The sequence below is a fragment of the Dactylosporangium sp. NBC_01737 genome (genome assembly GCF_035963215.1).
GTDB lineage: Bacteria > Actinomycetota > Actinomycetes > Mycobacteriales > Micromonosporaceae > Dactylosporangium.
The window spans coordinates 8,933,518-8,949,770 of record NZ_CP109153.1 but is presented as its reverse complement, the minus strand read 5'-3'; the positions used below and the strand labels follow the sequence as shown (position 1 = coordinate 8,949,770).

17 protein-coding genes and 1 pseudogene are annotated in these 16,253 nt (G+C 73.9%); 10 read left to right on the top strand and 8 right to left on the bottom strand.

Going from position 1 to position 16,253, the window contains the following annotated elements:
• Positions 1-56: 56 nt before the first annotated feature.
• On the top strand, positions 57-692 hold the full coding sequence (locus OHA72_RS40710) for a TetR/AcrR family transcriptional regulator (protein ID WP_327001416.1): 636 nt from the start codon (positions 57-59) through the stop codon (positions 690-692).
• A complete protein-coding gene (locus OHA72_RS40705; protein WP_327001415.1) occupies positions 670-1,401 on the top strand; it encodes an SAM-dependent methyltransferase in 732 nt (243 codons plus the stop codon). Before OHA72_RS40710 ends, OHA72_RS40705 begins: the two co-directional genes overlap by 23 nt.
• Positions 1,402-1,724: 323 nt before the next feature.
• Here the strand turns inward: OHA72_RS40705 and OHA72_RS40700 are convergent, their stop codons facing one another.
• Positions 1,725-2,084, bottom strand: coding sequence for a hypothetical protein (locus OHA72_RS40700; protein WP_327001414.1), 360 nt, complete (start codon positions 2,082-2,084; stop codon positions 1,725-1,727).
• 79 nt (positions 2,085-2,163) lie between these two features.
• On the opposite strand from OHA72_RS40700, the gene OHA72_RS40695 reads away from it, so the two are divergent.
• The 3 genes from OHA72_RS40695 (at position 2,164) to OHA72_RS40685 (ending at position 6,776) form a co-directional block, all read left to right on the top strand.
• On the top strand, positions 2,164-3,276 hold the full coding sequence (locus OHA72_RS40695) for a CaiB/BaiF CoA transferase family protein (protein WP_327001413.1): 1,113 nt from the start codon (positions 2,164-2,166) through the stop codon (positions 3,274-3,276).
• A gap of 171 nt (positions 3,277-3,447) precedes the next feature.
• Positions 3,448-4,659, top strand: coding sequence for an acetyl-CoA C-acetyltransferase (locus OHA72_RS40690; protein WP_327001412.1), 1,212 nt, complete (start codon positions 3,448-3,450; stop codon positions 4,657-4,659).
• A gap of 14 nt (positions 4,660-4,673) precedes the next feature.
• Positions 4,674-6,776: a 3-hydroxyacyl-CoA dehydrogenase NAD-binding domain-containing protein gene (locus OHA72_RS40685; protein WP_327001411.1), complete on the top strand. Its 2,103-nt coding sequence runs from the start codon at positions 4,674-4,676 to the stop codon at positions 6,774-6,776.
• A gap of 8 nt (positions 6,777-6,784) precedes the next feature.
• Here the strand turns inward: OHA72_RS40685 and OHA72_RS40680 are convergent, their stop codons facing one another.
• Positions 6,785-8,065 (bottom strand): hypothetical protein, encoded by a 1,281-nt coding sequence (locus OHA72_RS40680; protein ID WP_327001410.1) that lies wholly within the window; start codon positions 8,063-8,065, stop codon positions 6,785-6,787.
• A gap of 139 nt (positions 8,066-8,204) precedes the next feature.
• Between OHA72_RS40680 and OHA72_RS40675 the strand changes: the two genes are divergently transcribed.
• Positions 8,205-9,011, top strand: a complete 807-nt coding sequence (locus OHA72_RS40675; protein ID WP_327001409.1) for an alpha/beta fold hydrolase — start codon at positions 8,205-8,207, stop codon at positions 9,009-9,011.
• An 18-nt stretch (positions 9,012-9,029) separates the two neighbouring features.
• Here OHA72_RS40675 and OHA72_RS40670 read toward each other — a convergent pair whose 3' ends face one another.
• The 4 genes from OHA72_RS40670 to OHA72_RS40655 all read right to left on the bottom strand — a co-directional run bounded on the left by OHA72_RS40670 (position 9,030) and on the right by OHA72_RS40655 (position 10,496).
• Entirely contained in the window at positions 9,030-9,581 is a 552-nt protein-coding gene (locus tag OHA72_RS40670) for a hypothetical protein (protein ID WP_327001408.1), read from the bottom strand.
• Positions 9,582-10,085: a hypothetical protein gene (locus OHA72_RS40665; protein WP_327001407.1), complete on the bottom strand. Its 504-nt coding sequence runs from the start codon at positions 10,083-10,085 to the stop codon at positions 9,582-9,584.
• A 78-nt stretch (positions 10,086-10,163) separates the two neighbouring features.
• Positions 10,164-10,325, bottom strand: a complete 162-nt coding sequence (locus OHA72_RS40660) for a hypothetical protein (protein ID WP_327001406.1) — start codon at positions 10,323-10,325, stop codon at positions 10,164-10,166.
• A gap of 21 nt (positions 10,326-10,346) precedes the next feature.
• On the bottom strand, positions 10,347-10,496 hold the full coding sequence (locus tag OHA72_RS40655) for a hypothetical protein (RefSeq protein ID WP_327001405.1): 150 nt from the start codon (positions 10,494-10,496) through the stop codon (positions 10,347-10,349).
• A gap of 56 nt (positions 10,497-10,552) precedes the next feature.
• Between OHA72_RS40655 and OHA72_RS40650 the strand changes: the two genes are divergently transcribed.
• Entirely contained in the window at positions 10,553-11,257 is a 705-nt protein-coding gene (locus OHA72_RS40650; RefSeq protein WP_327001404.1) for a hypothetical protein, read from the top strand.
• A gap of 55 nt (positions 11,258-11,312) precedes the next feature.
• Here the strand turns inward: OHA72_RS40650 and OHA72_RS40645 are convergent, their stop codons facing one another.
• Positions 11,313-12,143, bottom strand: coding sequence for a hypothetical protein (locus OHA72_RS40645; RefSeq protein ID WP_327001403.1), 831 nt, complete (start codon positions 12,141-12,143; stop codon positions 11,313-11,315).
• A gap of 682 nt (positions 12,144-12,825) precedes the next feature.
• Positions 12,826-13,824: pseudogene (locus OHA72_RS65100) on the bottom strand (Hsp70 family protein); the annotation flags it as partial.
• Between the two features lie 103 nt (positions 13,825-13,927).
• Between OHA72_RS65100 and OHA72_RS40635 the strand changes: the two are divergent.
• The 3 genes from OHA72_RS40635 to OHA72_RS40625 all read left to right on the top strand — a co-directional run bounded on the left by OHA72_RS40635 (position 13,928) and on the right by OHA72_RS40625 (position 16,051).
• Positions 13,928-14,407 (top strand): MarR family winged helix-turn-helix transcriptional regulator, encoded by a 480-nt coding sequence (locus tag OHA72_RS40635; RefSeq protein ID WP_327001401.1) that lies wholly within the window; start codon positions 13,928-13,930, stop codon positions 14,405-14,407.
• Between the two features lie 100 nt (positions 14,408-14,507).
• Positions 14,508-15,782: an MFS transporter gene (locus OHA72_RS40630; RefSeq protein ID WP_327001400.1), complete on the top strand. Its 1,275-nt coding sequence runs from the start codon at positions 14,508-14,510 to the stop codon at positions 15,780-15,782.
• On the top strand, positions 15,773-16,051 hold the full coding sequence (locus OHA72_RS40625) for a hypothetical protein (RefSeq protein ID WP_327001399.1): 279 nt from the start codon (positions 15,773-15,775) through the stop codon (positions 16,049-16,051). Before OHA72_RS40630 ends, OHA72_RS40625 begins: the two co-directional genes overlap by 10 nt.
• Positions 16,052-16,253: the final 202 nt, after the last annotated feature.

Genomic DNA, 16,253 nt, shown 5'->3' with positions numbered 1-16,253 from the left:
AAGATCACGATAAGTCATCCTTGACGGAGTGAGGACTCACTCCGCAGAATCGGGGTATGACCGAACCCCGCAGGCGGGCCTCGCCCATGAGCCCGGACCAGCGCCGCGCGATGATCGTCGCGGCGGCGCTGCCCCTCGTCGTCGAGCACGGCGCCGCCGTCACCACCGCCCAGGTCGCCCGCGCCGCCGGGATCGGCGAGGGCACCGTCTTCCGCGCGTTCGCCGACAAGGACGAGCTGCTCGCCGCGTGCATGGCCGAGGCGCTGCGCCCCGCCGACACCCTCGCCCACGTCCGCGCCATCGACCTCGACCAGCCCCTCGCCGACCGGCTCGTCGAGGCGGTGGAGACGCTGCGGGCGTACATGAGCCGGATGGGCGCGGTCGCGGGCGCCCTCGGCCACCTCGGCGGCCCCCGCCGGGACCCTGCCGCCGCGCCCCGGCCGGACCTGCGCCGGGAGTCGATGACCGCGACCGTCGACGCCCTCGCCGGGCTGTTCGAACCCGAGCAGGACCGGCTGCGCCGCGACCCCGAATACCTCGCCCGGGTGTTCCAGCACCTCGTCATGGCCGGCGGCGAACCGGCGGACCTCGTCGAGCTGTTCCTGCACGGCGCCGTCACCGGTCCGCAAAATGGTGGACAACCGGCACCTTCCGCGGCAAAGGTGCAGCATGGACATCCTTCGCCAGCATGAGATCGCCGAGGCCGGCCACCGGATCCTCAACCCGTTCACCGACGACAAGTTGATGCTGCTCGGCGAGGTGTGCAGGCTCGGACCGGGGCAGCGCCACCTCGACCTCGCCTGCGGCAAAGGCGAGATGCTGTCGCGGTGGGCTGACGTCTACGGCACCGTCGGCGAGGGCGTCGACATCAGCGAGGTGTTCCTGGCCGCCGCCCACGACCGTGCCCGGGAGCTCGGCGTCAGCGACCGTGTCACGTTCCGCCACGGCGACGCCGCCAAGGACGTCCCCGACGACGCCTCCTACGACGTGGTGTCCTGCATCGGCGCCACCTGGATCGGCGGCGGCCTGGCCGGCACCATTGAGCTGCTGCGTCCCGCGCTGCGCCCCGGCGGGTTGCTGCTCGTCGGGGAGCCCTACTGGACCGCGACCCCGCCCGGCGGCGTCCCGGCGGAGTTCGCCGAGTTCACGTCGCTGCTCGGCACCCTGGAGCGGCTCGACGCCGCCGGGCTGAGCCTGGTCGAGATGGTCCTGGCCGACCGCGACTCATGGGACCGGTACGTGGCGGCGCAGTGGTGGACCGTCGACGAATGGCTGCGTGCGCACCCTGCGGGCCCGGACGCCGACACCATGCGGCGCTACCTGGACCACAGCAGGCGGACGCACCTGGAGTACCAGCGGGAGTTTCTGGGCTGGGGCGTCTTCGTGTGCCGCACCGCCTGAGGCCGGCCGGCGCCGCTGCTGCTGCCGGCGGGTCCCGACGAGCAGGACCAGCAGCCCGGCCGCCGCGCACAGGACCTGGGCGGCGGTGGCCGCGTCCTGCAGCCACGCGTCGGCCTTCACGCCGAACGTCCAACCGTCCGCCCAGTCGCCCTGCAGCGCGATGTACACCGCCGCCGCCCCGACCGCCGTCCAACCCGCTGCCGTGCGCCCCCGAACCATGCCGACAGTCTCGCCATCGAGCACTGTGACGTTCCTGAGCGCACCTGAGCCCGGTCTCAGCGTCCGTTGCGTGAGACCGGGCTCAGGTCGCGCTCCGCAGGTGCCTACTTCCGCTGGCACAGCAGCTCGACGGACTGGTCCGACGAGGCGGTCACGGTGATGTCCGCGTCCACGCAGGCGCCGTTGACGCCCTGCACCGACAGCCGGTACCTGCCCGGGCTGAGGCTGAACGTGAACTCCTTGCCCTCTGCCACGTCCTGCCGGCCGACCTCGGCACCGCCGCGCCGCACGATCACCGTGCCGGGTGCGCCGCCGGGCGACGCGCCGCGCGGGCCACCGGACTGGACGATCGTGCCGTGGACGGTCCCCGCCGGGCCGTCGGACCCGGCGGAACCGCCACCGCAACCACCCGCGGCGAGCGCGGCAGCGCCCAGGAAGCAGGCGACGCCGGTCCGGGAACGCACATCCATGAGCATAGGACCGTGCCGCGCCCCGTGCGGTTCCCCACGACGCCGTAGGCCGCCGCGGCGGGGAACCGTCAAGATGGCAGGCATGACGAGTGGACCTTTGCGGGGCGTGCGGGTGGTGGAGCTGGCCGGGATCGGGCCGGGGCCGTTCGCGGGGATGATGCTGGCGGACCTCGGGGCCGACGTGGTCCGGGTCGACCGGATCGGGCCCGGGTCGCCGATCGCGCCGCCGGCCGCCACCGACCTGCTCAACCGGGGGAAACGGTCGGTGGCCGTCGACCTGAAGGAGCCGGCCGGGGTGGCGACGGTGCTCGGGCTGGTCGAGCGGGCGCACGTGCTGATCGAGGGGTACCGGCCGGGGGTCGCGGAGCGGCTCGGCGTCGGCCCCGAGCAGGCGCACGCGGTGAACCCGGCGCTGGTGTACGGGCGGATGACCGGCTGGGGGCAGGACGGGCCGCGGGCGAGCACCGCCGGGCACGACATCACCTACCTGGCGCTGTCCGGGGCGCTGCACCCGATCGGCCGGGCCGGCGGGCCGCCGCAGGTGCCGGTGAACCTGCTCGGTGACTTCGGTGCCGGCGCCATGTACCTGGTCGTCGGGGTGATCGCCGCGCTGCGCGACGCGGAGGGCACCGGCCGCGGGCAGGTCGTGGACGCCGCGATCGTCGACGGGGCCGCGCACATCAGCACGATGCTGCACAGCATGCTGGCCGCCGGCCTGTGGCAGGACCGGCGCGGCGTCAACATGATCGACACGGGGGCGCCGTTCTACGACGTGTACGAGACCGCGGACGGCAGGCACGTCGCGGTCGGCGCGTTCGAGCCGCAGTTCTACGCCACGCTCGTCGCCACGCTCGGGCTGAGCGACCTGCCGGACCAGCTGGACGTGGCGCAGTGGCCGGTGCTGCGGGAACGGCTCGCCGCGGTGTTCCTGACGAAGACCCGCGACGAGTGGTCCGCGCTGTTCCACGACAGCGACGGCTGCGTCACCCCGGTGCTGTCACTGCACGAGGCGCCGCAGGACGCGCACCTGCGGGCGCGGGGCACGTTTGCCGAGCACCTGGGCGTCGTGCAGCCGGTGCCCGCACCCCGGTTCTCCGCGACCCCGGCGGCGCTCGGCGGGCCGCCGCCGCTGCCGGGGCAGCACACCGCCGAGGTGCTCAAGGAGTGGGGCGTTCAGTCGACGTAGTCCGCGCCGCTGCAGCGGTCGATCATCGGGGTGGTCCACGGTGACGACGACAGCCGCCGCGGAGACCCGCAGCAGGATGCCAGCGGTCCCACGGCGCATGTGGACATGCTCGCAGGGCGATGGGAGGTGGTGGGGTACCGCGCCCGACGAGGACAAGTTACTCTCGGGTAGGTGAGCACTGAGGCTTTCGTTTACGACGCCGTCCGCACCCCGCGCGGGCGAGGCAAGCAGAACGGCTCGCTGCACGGGGTGAAGCCCGTGTCGCTGGTCGTCGGGCTGATCGACGAGCTGCGCCGCCGCTATCCCGGACTCGACCCGGCCGACATCGACGACGTCGTGCTCGGCGTCGTCTCCCCGATCGGGGACCAGGGGTCCGACATCGCCAAGACCGCCGCGATCGCCGCCGGCCTGCCCGACACGGTCGCCGGGGTGCAGCTCAACCGGTTCTGCGCGTCCGGCCTCGAAGCGGTCAACGTCGCGGCGCAGAAGGTCCGCGCCGGCTGGGAGGACCTCGTCCTCGCCGGTGGCGTCGAGTCGATGTCGCGCGTGCCGATGGGCTCCGACGGCGGCGCGTGGGCAATGGACCCGGAGACCAACTTCACCACCCGGTTCGTCCCGCAGGGCATCGGCGCCGACCTGATCGCGACGCTGGAGGGCTTCACCCGCGAGGACGTGGACACCTACGCCCTGGAGTCGCAGACCCGCGCCGCGAAGGCCTGGGCCGGCGGCTACTTCAGCCGCTCCGTCGTGCCGGTCCGCGACCGCAACGGCCTGGTCGTGCTCGACCGCGACGAGCACCTGCGCGCGTCCACGCTCGACGGGCTCGGGGCGCTGCCGGCGTCGTTCGCGATGATCGGTGAGATGGGCGGCTTCGACGCGGTGGCGTTGCAGCAGTACCACTGGGTCGAGCGGATCGAGCACGTGCACACCGCCGGCAACTCCTCCGGCATCGTCGACGGCGCCTCGCTCGTGCTCGTCGGCAGCGAGGCCGCCGGGACGAGGGCCGGGCTCACCCCGCGGGCCAGGATCGTCGCGGCCGCCGTCAGCGGCGCCGACCCCACGATCATGCTGACCGGGCCGGCGCCCGCGACCCGCAAGGCCCTCGCGAAGGCCGGGCTCACCGCCGCAGACATCGACCTGGTGGAGATGAACGAGGCGTTCGCCGCCGTCGTGCTGCGCTTCGCCAAGGACATGGACTTCGACCTGGACAAGGTCAACGTCAACGGCGGCGCCATCGCGATGGGTCACCCGCTCGGCGCGACCGGCGGGATGCTCATCGGCACCCTCGTCGACGAGCTCGACCGCCGCGGCCTGCGCTACGGCCTCGCCACGCTGTGCATCGGCGGCGGCATGGGCATCGCCACCATCGTCGAGCGAATCTGAAGGGCGCACAGCACATGACCGACACGATTCGCTGGGACCGCGGCGACGACGGCGTCGTCGTCCTCACCCTCGACGACCCGGCGCACTCCGCGAACACGATGAACACGGCGTTCGTCGCCGACCTGGAGACGACGCTGGACCGGCTGACGGCCGGGAAGGACGACATCACCGGTGTCGTGGTCACATCGGCGAAGAAGACGTTCTTCGCCGGTGGCGACCTGGAACGGCTCGGCAGCATCGGCCCCGACCAGGCCGCCGACGTGTACGCCTCCTCGATGCACCTCAAGGGCCTGCTGCGGCGCCTGGAGACCCTCGGCCGGCCCGTCGTCGCCGCGATCAACGGCTCCGCGCTCGGCGGCGGCCTGGAGCTCGCGCTCGCCTGCCACCACCGCATCGTCGCCGACGACGCCCGCATCGAGATCGGCTTCCCCGAGGTGACGCTCGGGCTGCTGCCCGGCGCCGGTGGGGTCGTGCGGACCGTCCGGCTGCTCGGCATCGCGCAGGCGCTGCTCACCGTGCTGCTGCGCGGGCAGCGGCACCGGCCCGCCGCCGCCCTGGACGCCGGGCTCGTCCACGAGGTTGCGCCCCGCGAGGAACTCCTCGCACGGGCGAAGGCGTGGATCGCCGCCAACCCGGGCGCGGTGCAGCCCTACGACGTGAAGGGCTACCGGATCCCCGGCGGCACCCCGGCGCAGGCGTCGTTCGCGGCGAACCTGCCCGCGTTCCCGGCGACGCTGCGCAAGGAGCTCAAGGGCGCGCCGTACCCGGCGCCGCGCAACATCCTCGCCGCCGCCGTCGAGGGCGCCCAGGTCGACCTCGCGACCGCGTTCGCCATCGAGGGCCGCTACTTCACCGAGCTCGCCACCGGGCAGATCGCCAAGAACATGATCAAGGCGTTTTTCTTCGACCTGCAGGCGGCGAACTCGCGCGGCACGAACGCCGCGCCGTTCACGAAGGTCGCCGTCCTCGGCGCCGGGATGATGGGCGCGGCCATCGCCTACGTGTGCGCGAAGGCCGGCATGCAGGTGCTGCTCAAGGACGTCACCGTCGAGGCCGCCGAACGCGGCAAGCAGTACGCGGTGAAGGTCCTGGGCAAGAAGCCGTTCCTGCCCGCCGAGGAGATCCTGGGCCGCATCACCCCGACCGCCGACCCGGCCGACCTCGCCGGCGCCGACCTGGTCATCGAGGCCGTCTTCGAGGACCCGGGCCTCAAGCACAAGGTGTTCGCCGAGGTCCAGGACGTCGTCGCGCCGGACGCGCTGCTGTGCTCCAACACCTCGACGCTGCCGATCTCGCTGCTGGCCGACGGCGTCAAGCGCCAGCAGGACTTCGTCGGGCTGCACTTCTTCTCACCCGTGGACAAGATGCCCCTCGTCGAGGTCATCCGGGGCGCCGCCACGTCCGACGCCGCCCTGGACCGGGCCCTGGCGGTGGTGCGGCAGCTGAAGAAGACGCCGATCGTCGTCAACGACAGCCGGGGGTTCTTCACCAGCAGGGTCATCGGCGCGTTCACCGGTGAGGGCCTGCTCATGCTCGCCGAGGGCGTGCCCGCGCCGTCGATCGAGCAGGCCGGCCTGCAGGCCGGCTACCCCGCCGCGGTCCTCGCCCTGATGGACGAGCTGACCCTGACGCTGCCGCGCAAGATCCGGCTCGCGTACGGCGACGCATGGACCCCGACCCCCGCCGACGCGCTCATCGACCGCATGATCGACGAGTTCGGCCGGCCGGGGCGCTCCGGCGGAGCCGGCTTCTACGAGTACACCGGCGGCAAACGCGACCGGTTGTGGCCCGGTCTGCGCGAGCACTTCGCGAAACCCGACGCGGACGTGCCGTTCGTGGACATGCAGGAGCGGATGCTGTTCGCCGAGGCGCTCGAGTCGGTCAAGTGCCTCGACGAGGGGGTCCTCACCAGCGTCGCGGACGCCAACGTCGGCTCGATCCTCGGCATCGGGTTCCCCGGCTGGACCGGCGGCGTGCTGCAGTACATCAACCAGTACGAGGGCGGCCTGCCCGGGTTCATCGCCCGCAGCCGCGAGCTCGCGGCCCGCTACGGCTCCCGGTTCGAGCCGCCGGCGCTACTGCTGCGCAAGGCCGAACAGGGAGAACAGTTCCTGTAATGCCTGTGTCAATGTCGGGGTTTGGTGCCCTGGTGTTGACGCAGTCCGGGGTGTGCGTCTCGTCGTTCCGGTGTGGTCCCGCACGGTGGTGGTGTGTGGGTCTGGTCCGGGGTTGTCGGGGGCGCCTGTCCGGTATTTCGCCGAGCACGCCGGCATCGACCGCCCCGTACGGGGTGGTTGGTGCTGCGCTGCGGCCGCCGTGCACCGGCACCGGTGGGGTGTGGGTGGGGGCGGTGGTGTCCGGTTGACTCGGTCAGGGCTCCTTGCAGCCCTTCGTTGATCGCTGTCACGCCGAGGGTGGTGTGGGTGGCGTGTGCGTGAGGCCAGTCGATGCGGGCGGTGTTGGGCTGGTTGGGGTCGTCCAGGACGGTGTGGGCGCCGAGGAGGGCGGCGGTGAGGTCCCGGTCGCCGGTCAGGCCGCAGGTGGGGCAGGTGTGCCGGCGTTGTCGGAGGGGTTTGGGGACGCGGGCGCCGCAGAGGCAGTGCTGGCTCCAGGCGGTGTGCCGGGTCCCGGCCCGCATCAACCCACCCCCGCCTGCGCCGATGCTGCCGCTGGTGCTGACAGTGGCGGTGGCGGTGACTTTGGTGGCTTCGTGGGTGAGGGCGGTGAGGAGCATGCCGGGGGTGAAGGCGTGGATGCCCCGGCCCCACCGCCGGGCCCATACCCGCAGGTCTGCGGTCTCGGCGGTCAGGTTCGCGCCGTGCACGGCGACGAGGCCGGCGGCGATGACGCGGGCCCGGGTCCGCCCGGCGAGGGTGCGGGCTGCGCCGTCCATGGCCGCGGCGGTGCGTAGCTGCCGGTAGCTGTTGGAGGTGTGGTCGCGGTGGTACGCCTGTAGTGGTCGGCCGGGCTGTGTCGCTGATGCGGGGTCCGGTCGGCCGGTCCGGTCCGGGAACAGATGCCGGTCCACCGCCTGCCACACCCCGTCAGCCAGATGCATCGCCATCGCCTTGGTCAGATAGCGGCGCACATGCGCGGCAGCATCCACATGCCGGTACGCGGCGTACTGCAACCCGGCCGGGGTCAGACCGACCCGGTCCCGCACCGCCGCCGCCCCGACCGCCGCCCGCTCATGGATCGCCGCCCGGAACGCGGCCAACCGGGCCCGGGCATCGCGTTGCACCGCCCGCCGCACGCTGAACGCCGTGGCGAACACCCGCTCCAACTGCCGCCGCGACTGCGGGTCCGACACGTCCAGCGGCAGCCGCAACACCGACAACGGACCGTCATACCGCCACGCCGCCGCCACCTTCGGCCCCCGCCGCCGAGGACCCACCCCGTTCGCCACGGATGAGAGCATACGGCCATATGCTTGGCTTTGCTGACCCGCACCATCCAGACCACATCGATGCCGGTGACCGACACGTCAACAACTGCAATCCGCGAGCATCTGCACCTGACTTCGATACACGCCGTAGGGTCGGCTGATGGGGACGGGGCACATCGAAGTCGCTGACGGCCGGCTCTACTACGAAGCAGTCGGGGACGGACCCGCCGTGGTGCTGCTGCACGGCGGGCTGCTCGACTGCCGGATGTGGGACGACCAGTTCGAGCTGCTGGCCGCCACGCACCGGGTGGTCCGCGTCGACGTCCGCTCCCACGGCCGGTCCAGCACCGCCACCGGCGACTTCCGCCACGACGACGACCTGGCCGTCGTGCTGGACACCCTCGGCATCGAACGCGCCGCGCTGGTCGGGCTGTCCCTCGGCGGGCGGATCGCGTTCGACTTCGCGGTCGGCCGTCCGGAGCGGGTCTGGGCGCTGTGTGCGGCGGCGACCGGGATCAGCGGGATGACGTTCACCGACCCCTACATCGCCGAGCGCAACCGGGAGCTGGCCCGCGCCGCGCAGGAGCGCGACGCGCCCGCGGTGGTCGAGGCGTTCCTGCGGGCGTGGGTCGACGGCCCGCACCGGCAGCCCGCCGACGTCGCCGCGTCGGTGCGGGTCCGGTGCGCGGACATGGCCGCCCACAACGTGGCCGAGCACGCGACCGCGCAGGGCCGGATGCTGGGACGCGACGCGCTGCACCGCCTCGGCGAGGTCACCGCGCCCGTGCTGCTGCTCATCGGCGACGCCGACTCCACCGACATCGTTGCCGTCACGGAGCGTGCGCTGCGCGAGGTCCCCGGCGCGCGGCGGACCGGGATCCCCGGCGCCGGGCACATGCTCAACCTGGAGCAGCCTGACGCGTACGACGCCGCTCTGGTCGCGTTCCTTCAGGAGCAGTCACCCTGATTCCGCGTAGCCTGGAGATCACTCTACGTTACGGTCTTCGACTGCGGGGCGGCGGGTAGGCCGGCCGCCCTCCAACCGGAGACGGACGGGGGAGACCGCCATGACGGCGTTCGGCGTGCTGCTGCGGCGCGGGCCGGTGAGGACCCTGTCGGCGACGGCGGCGTCGGTCCTGATCCTCCTCGGCGCGATGTCGCCCACACCGGCCGCCGCCGCGGATGCGCTCGCCGAGCAGCGCATCACCTGGACCGGCACCCCGGACACGCCGCTGACCGCCGGGACCGTCTCGGTCGCCGCGGTCGCCTCGTCCGGGCTGCCCGTGCAGTACACCAGCACCAGCACCGACGTGTGCACCGCCGACGGCGACGTGGTCACCCTGCATCGGCACGGCCGCTGCACGATCCGCGCCACCCAGCCCGGCAACGGCTCCTTCGCGGCCGCCGAACCGGCCAGCGACACCTTCGCCGTGCTCGGCCGCGCCCAGACGATCACCTGGTCACCGACCCCGGACACGGCCGTCGCCGCCGGCACGGTCCAGGTGTCCGCGACCGCGACGTCGGGCCTCGCCGTCACCTACGCCAGCGCGACGCCACGGACCTGCAAGGTCAAGGGCCACACCGTCACCCTCGTCGCCGGCGGCACCTGCACCGTGCACGCCGACCAGCGCGGCGACGACGAGTACGCCGCCGCGCCCCGCGCCGCCGACACCTTCCACATCGCGAAGACCCCGCAGACGATCACGTTCGCCCGCCCGGACGACACGTCGATGAACGCGCGGACGGTCCGCATCGACCCGGCCGCCACGTCCGGCATCACGGTCACCGTCACCAGCGCCGCCCGCGACGTCTGCACCGTGCGACGCCACCGCGTCACGCTCGTCGGCACCGGGACCTGCGTGCTGCGCGCCGACCAGCGCGGCAACGGCCGGTACGCGGCGGCGCCCCGGGTCGTGCGGTCCTTCGCCGTCGGCCGCGGCCGGCAGAGCATCACGTTCCCTGCGCCCGGCCCGGCCGCGCTCGCCGACGGCACCGTGACGATCGCGCCGGCCGCCAACTCCGGGCTCCCGGTCACCGTCACCGGTCTTGATCAGGCCGTGTGCACCGTCGCCGGGACGACGGTCACCCTGCACGCCACCGGTACCTGCGTGCTGCGCGCTCAGCGGCCCGCCGCACCGAACTGGACCGCGGCACCCGACGTCGAGGTCCGCTTCACCGTCGGCCGTGGCACGCAGCGCACCACGTTCACGGTCACCCGGGGCGGGCAGCGCATCACCTTCGCCCAGCCACCCGGCAGGTCCTTCACCGACGGGCCGCTCACGGTCGCGCCGGCCGCGTCGTCCTACCTTCCGGTCGTGCTGAGCAGCGGCAGCCCGCGGGTGTGCACGGTCCAGGGGTACGCCGTCACCCCGGTCGCCGCGGGTGCCTGCATCCTGCGCGCCGACCAGCCGGGCAACCGGGACTGGGCGCCGGCGCCCCGGGTCACCCGCACGGTGCGGATCGCCCCGGCGGTGCAGACCGTCGCGTTCGCCGCCGCCGCCGGCGGCCGTGTCCGACGGGCCGGTCACGCTCACCGCGACCGCCACGTCCGGGCTGCCGGTCACGTACAGCACGACCAGCGCCGGCACCTGCACCGTCGACGGTGCGACCGTGACCCTCCTCGCCGCCGGCGCGTGCCCGCTGGTCGCCCGGCAGGACGGCGACCGGCGGTTCGCGGCCGCACCCGACGTCACCGCCACCCTGACCGTCCTGCAGGACCCCGTGCCCGTGACGGTCCCGGCCGCCGCGCCACCCACCGCGGGTGGCCTGCGCAACGCGGCGGGCGACGCCACGGCGGCCGGGGCGGCGATCACCCTGCACGGCGGCGGCTACAAGCCCGGCACGGCGGTGCAGGTCGTGGTGTACTCCACGCCGCGGCGGCTCGGCACCGCGTTCGCCGGCGCCGACGGGACGTTCACGCTGCTCGTCGTGGTCCCCGAAGACCTGCACCGGGGCGGGCACACGCTGCTGGCGGCCGGGCTCGCCGCGGACAACACGCTGCGGTACCTGACCGTGCCGGTCGCCGTGTCCGCGGCGGCGCGGTCGCTGCCGGTGACCGGCGGGCCGGTCGGCACGGTCGCGGCCCTGGGCACGTGGGCGGTCCTGATCGGCATCGTCCTGGCGCTGCTCGGCCGCCGCCGTGGCTGGCGCCTTCGGCACGGCCGGTGGGTGTACCGGTGGACGTACCGCGGCCGGCACGCCCTGGCGGCGTGACGCGGCCGCGTCTTGTGGTGGGCCCCGTCCGCGTCTGGTGTTGTGTGCGCCGCGGTTACCAGTCGAACAGGCCGGTGCCGATGCGGGACAGCGCCACGAGCGCGCCGAGCAGGAGCGCCGCGGACGCGATGCGGGGCAGCCAGCGGGCCTGGCCCGGGGCGGTCAGCGCGACGAACCGGCCCATCGCGGCGCCCAGCCCGGCGAAGGCGAGGGTCACCGACGGGCCGAACACGAACCAGTGCAGCGCCGGCACCTCGTCGATCCTCAGGGCGTCGGCGAGGCCGACGTCGCCGTCCTCCAGGCTTTCGATCGCGTACCGGACCTCCGGCGCCGAGGCGAGGATCGCGATGAACACGCCGAGTGCGAGGCCGCCGGCGTCTGCGCGGCCGAAGATCGGCTGCACCTCGGTCCCGTCGAGGCGGCGCCGGGCGGCGAGCAGGATCACCGCGGCGAGCAGGCCGATGACCAGCAGGGCGTAGAGGGCGATCCGGCCGCCGGCCCACGCGAACACGATCGCGAACTCCTGCATGACGATCATCGCGGGGATGAGCAGCAGGCCGTAGGTGACGGCGCGGGGCACGGCCTTGCCGGCCGGGGCGGCGAACAGGTAGGCCAGCCACAGCAGGAATCCCGGGTACAGGTAGATGCGCGCCTCGCCGACCCAGTCGTTCCAGGCGGCGACCTCGTAGGGCAGCGACCACTCGCCGTCGCGGGCCTTGCGGCCGAGGTACCCGAACAGCAGCAGCGCGCCGAGCGTGACGGCGGCGGTGACGAGGACCTGGCGGATCGCTCCGGGCGGTGCGGGCTCCGTCGTGGTGCCGGGCGCCTGGCCGGTCGCGGGCGGGGTGGCGGTCGCGGGTGGTGGCCCGGCGCCGAACGCGGCCATGGCCGGGGACGCGGGGCCGGTCGCGGCGGCCGGGCCCGTTCCGCCGGCCGGGCTGACGGGACCGGCGGGGTCGGCGCCGCGTGCCGGGCCGGCATCGTGGGCAGGGCCGGCACCTTGGGTGGGGCCGGCGGCTGGGCTGGTCGGGCTCGCGGGGCCGGTCGCGGGGGGAGACCGGCCAGGACGGGCTGGGCTGGGCCGAGGTCGACCAGGCGGCGTCCGGCGGGCCGGAGACCGGCATGCCGCCGCCCCATCCGGCGCCAGGCTGCGGCTGACCGGCTGCCGGCCGGCCGGACACCGGCGGGATCGAGAACATGGGCGTGCCACCGGGCGCACTTCCGGACGCGCTACCGGGTGCGCCGGCGGATGCCGCGGCGGGCGTGCCGTAGACCCGCCGCCTGGCGCCGCAGCCGGAGGCTGCTGGGGTGCCGGCGATGGCGGCCGGGACGGCTGCGACGGGCGGACGCTGGCGACGCCGCGGACCGAGTGGTCGTTGCCCGCACCGGCCGGGGACGTGCGCGCCCGCCGTGCCCGGCGCGGCTGCGGCGGTGGTCGGCCACAGCGGGGCGTCGGCGGATTGGCGTACACCCGCGGCGTCGAGAACCGGTTGCGCTCCGGTCGCCGCCAGGGGCCGGGCGGCGCCCTCCGCGACGACCAGCTCCGGCTGCTCCAGGACGGTCGGGGCTACCCCGGTCGCCTGGTGCAGCAGGGTCGCGACCAGCGGCATCCGGCTGGACCCGCCGACCAGGAACAGCCCGGCGAGGGGCCGGTTGGGTTCGGCGGCGGCGAACACGGTGCGGGTCAGCGCGACGGTGCGGTCCACGACGGGGCGGGCGAGGCGCTCCAGCTGTTCCCGGCCGAGCGGCGCGTCCTGCTCGATGAGCGGCAGGTGGATGTACGTCGACGCGGACCGGGACAGGATCTCCTTCGCGGTGCGCACGTCCTCCCACAGGTTGCGGTGGGCGCGGCGGTCGGCGACGGTCTGCGGGTGGGTGAGTTGCCGCATGGCCTCGCCGTGGGTGGCGGCGTGCACCTGGCCGAGGTAGTCGACGATCGCGGCGTCGACGTCGAGGCCGCCGGCGTCGTCGAGGCCTTCGCTGGCGATGACGTCCCAGCCGGTGGCGGTGCGGGTGACGACGGACGCGTCGAACGTGCCGGCGCCGAAGTCGTACACGACGACGCGGCTGCCGACGGGCACCGCGGCGCCGGTCGCGGCGACGAAGAACGCGGCCGCGGCGACGGGCTCGGGAATCAGTTGCGGGGTGCCGAGACCGGCCTTGCCGGCCGCTTCGAGCAGGACGGACCGGCGGCGGGGACCCCACGCGGCCGGGTAGGTGAGCACGACGGCGCCGGGTTCGCCGCCCATGGTCCGCACGGTCTCGGCCCTGACCCGGGCCAGGACGGCGGTGATGAGCGTATCCACGCGGTACTCGACGTCGCCGAGCAGGACGGTGCCGTCGTCGATGCGGCGCTTCGGGTGCGGCTCGTACCGCTCCGGCCGGACCCTGGCGGCGTGGGTCGCCTCGCGGCCGACGAGCAGGCTCTCACCGTCCAGGGACACGCAGACGCACGACGGCAGTAGCGGGAAGCCGTCGAACAGCACCGGGCGGGTGCGCCCGTCCTCCTCGTGGATGACGGCGACGGTGTTCGAGGTGCCGAAATCGATCCCGAGGCGGTACCGCACAGCGATCACTCGGGCACCCTACGCCCACGCTCGGCGTCCGGAACGTCGCAGACGGTTTGCTGACAGATCATCCGCTCCCCGGTGCATTGATACGCTCGAAGGTATGACCGCACCGACGCGGGTCGAGCCTGACCTCTCGTTTCTGCTCGATCACACCAGTCACGTCCTGCGCACGCAGATGGCCGCGGCACTGGCCGAGATCGGCCTGACGCCGCGGATGCACTGCGTGCTCGTGCACGCGCTCGGCGCCGAGCGCACCCAGATCCAGCTGGCCGAGATCGGCGGCATGGACAAGACGACGATGGTCGTGACCGTCGACGCCCTGGAGAAGGCCGGCTACGCGCAGCGGCGCCCGTCCAGCACCGACCGGCGGGCCCGGATCATCGCGGTGACCCCGGCCGGGGCGCAGATCGCGGCGCGCAGCCAGCAGATCGCGGACGGCGTACACGCCGCCGCGCTGGACTCCCTGCCGGCCGCGGAGCGCGACGTGCTGGTGCGGGCCCTGACCCGCCTGACCACGGGACACCTCGCCGCCCCGGTCGAGGCGCCGGGCGTCCGCAGGGCACGCGCCGCCGCGCTGTAGGTCACCTGCCCCTGTAGGTCACATACCTCTTGTAGGTCACATGCTTCTTGTAGGTCACATGCGGATGGTTCCGTAGCGGACTATCTGTTACGGTCGAACCATGGACACCAACCGTGGGGCGGCCCTCGCCGTCCTGGCCACCGGCATGCTCATGACCGTCCTGGACGGCAGCATCGTCACCGTCGCGATGCCCGTCATGCAGGCCGACCTCGGCTTCACCGCGTCCGGACTGACCTGGGTCGTCAACGCGTACCTCATCGCGTTCGGCAGCCTGCTGCTGCTCGCCGGGCGCCTCGGTGACCTGCTCGGCCGCCGCCGGATGCTCCTTGCGGGCACGTTCGTCTTCGTGCTCGCGTCGGTCCTGGCCGGCCTCGCGACCAGCCCGGCCATGCTGATCGCGGCCCGCTTCCTGCAGGGCGCCGGCAGCGCCATGTTCAGCGCCGTCAGCCTCGGCATCATCGTCACCCTGTTCCCCGCCCCGGCCGAGCGCGCCAAGGCGTTCGGGGTGTTCGCGTTCACCGGCGCCGCCGGCGCCTCCATCGGCCAGGTCCTCGGCGGCGTCCTCACCGACCTGCTCAGCTGGCACTGGATCTTCCTGATCAACGTGCCGATCGGCGTTGCCGCGTTCGTGCTGACCTTCCCGTTCGTGCCCGCCGACCGCGGCCTCGGCCTGCGCGCCGGCGCCGACGTCCTCGGCGCGTTCCTCGTCACCGCCGGGCTCATGACCGGCATCGCCGCGGTCGTGCAGTCCACCGGCCGCGTGCTCTTCTCCGTGGCGGCGGTGCTGCTGCTGGCCGGGTTCGTGGCCCGGCAGGCCACCGCCCGCACCCCGCTCATGCCGCTGCGCGTGCTGCGCTCCCGCCAGGTCGCGGGCGCAAATGTCCTGCAGATCCTGATGATCGGCGCGATGTTCTCCTTCCAGATCCTGGTCGCCCTGTACATGCAGCGTGTCCTGCACTACACCGCCCTGCAGACGGGGCTGGCGATGCTGCCCGCCGCCCTCGCGATCGCCGTGGTGTCCCTCGTCGTGTCGGCGCGGGTGATCGCCCGCTTCGGCGAGCGGGTCACCCTGATCGCCGGCCTGGCGCTGCTGGTCCTCGCAATGGCGTGGCTGACCAGGCTGCCGGTCGACGCTCGCTTCGCCCCCGACCTGCTGCCGGTGATGCTGCTCATCGCCGGCGGCGGCCTGGCCCTGCCGGCGATCACGGGCCTGGGGATGTCCGGCGCCCGGGCCGACGACGCGGGGCTGGCGTCCGGGCTGTTCAACACCACCCAGCAGCTGGGCATGGCGCTGGGGGTGGCGGCGCTGTCGACGGTCGCGGCGTCGCGGACCGCGGGCGGCTCGCTGCGGGCGCGTCGGAGGCGGTGGCGCTGACGGCCGGGTACCGGCTGGCGTTCACGGTCAGCGCGGCGCTGCTGGTCGCGTCGATCGCGGTCGCCGCGCTGGTGCTGCGCTCGCCGGCGGCGCCGGGGGCCGGGAATTCCGGCTCGGTGGCTGCGTCGGCCGCCGGAGAGTCGGGCTCGGCGGCGCTGACTGCCGGGGAGTCGAGCCCGGCCACGCTGTCGGCCGCTGCCGTCGACGCGCCTGCGCCGTCGACCGCAGCGGCAGGCCCGGAAACGAGGCCAGCGCCTGCATCTCGGTGATCGACGTCGCGTTCTGGCCGCGGGGACGGCCGCCCCGCGACTTCGATCACGGCGGGCCGCCCGGCGGCGTCCGGTGGTCTGAGGCGCCTCGGTGATCGAAGTCGCGGGATGGCCGCGGGGACGGCCGCCGCGCGACTTCGATCACCGAGGCGCCGGGTGGCGTCCGTTGGCCTGGGGTGCCTCGTGATCGAAGTCGCGGGAT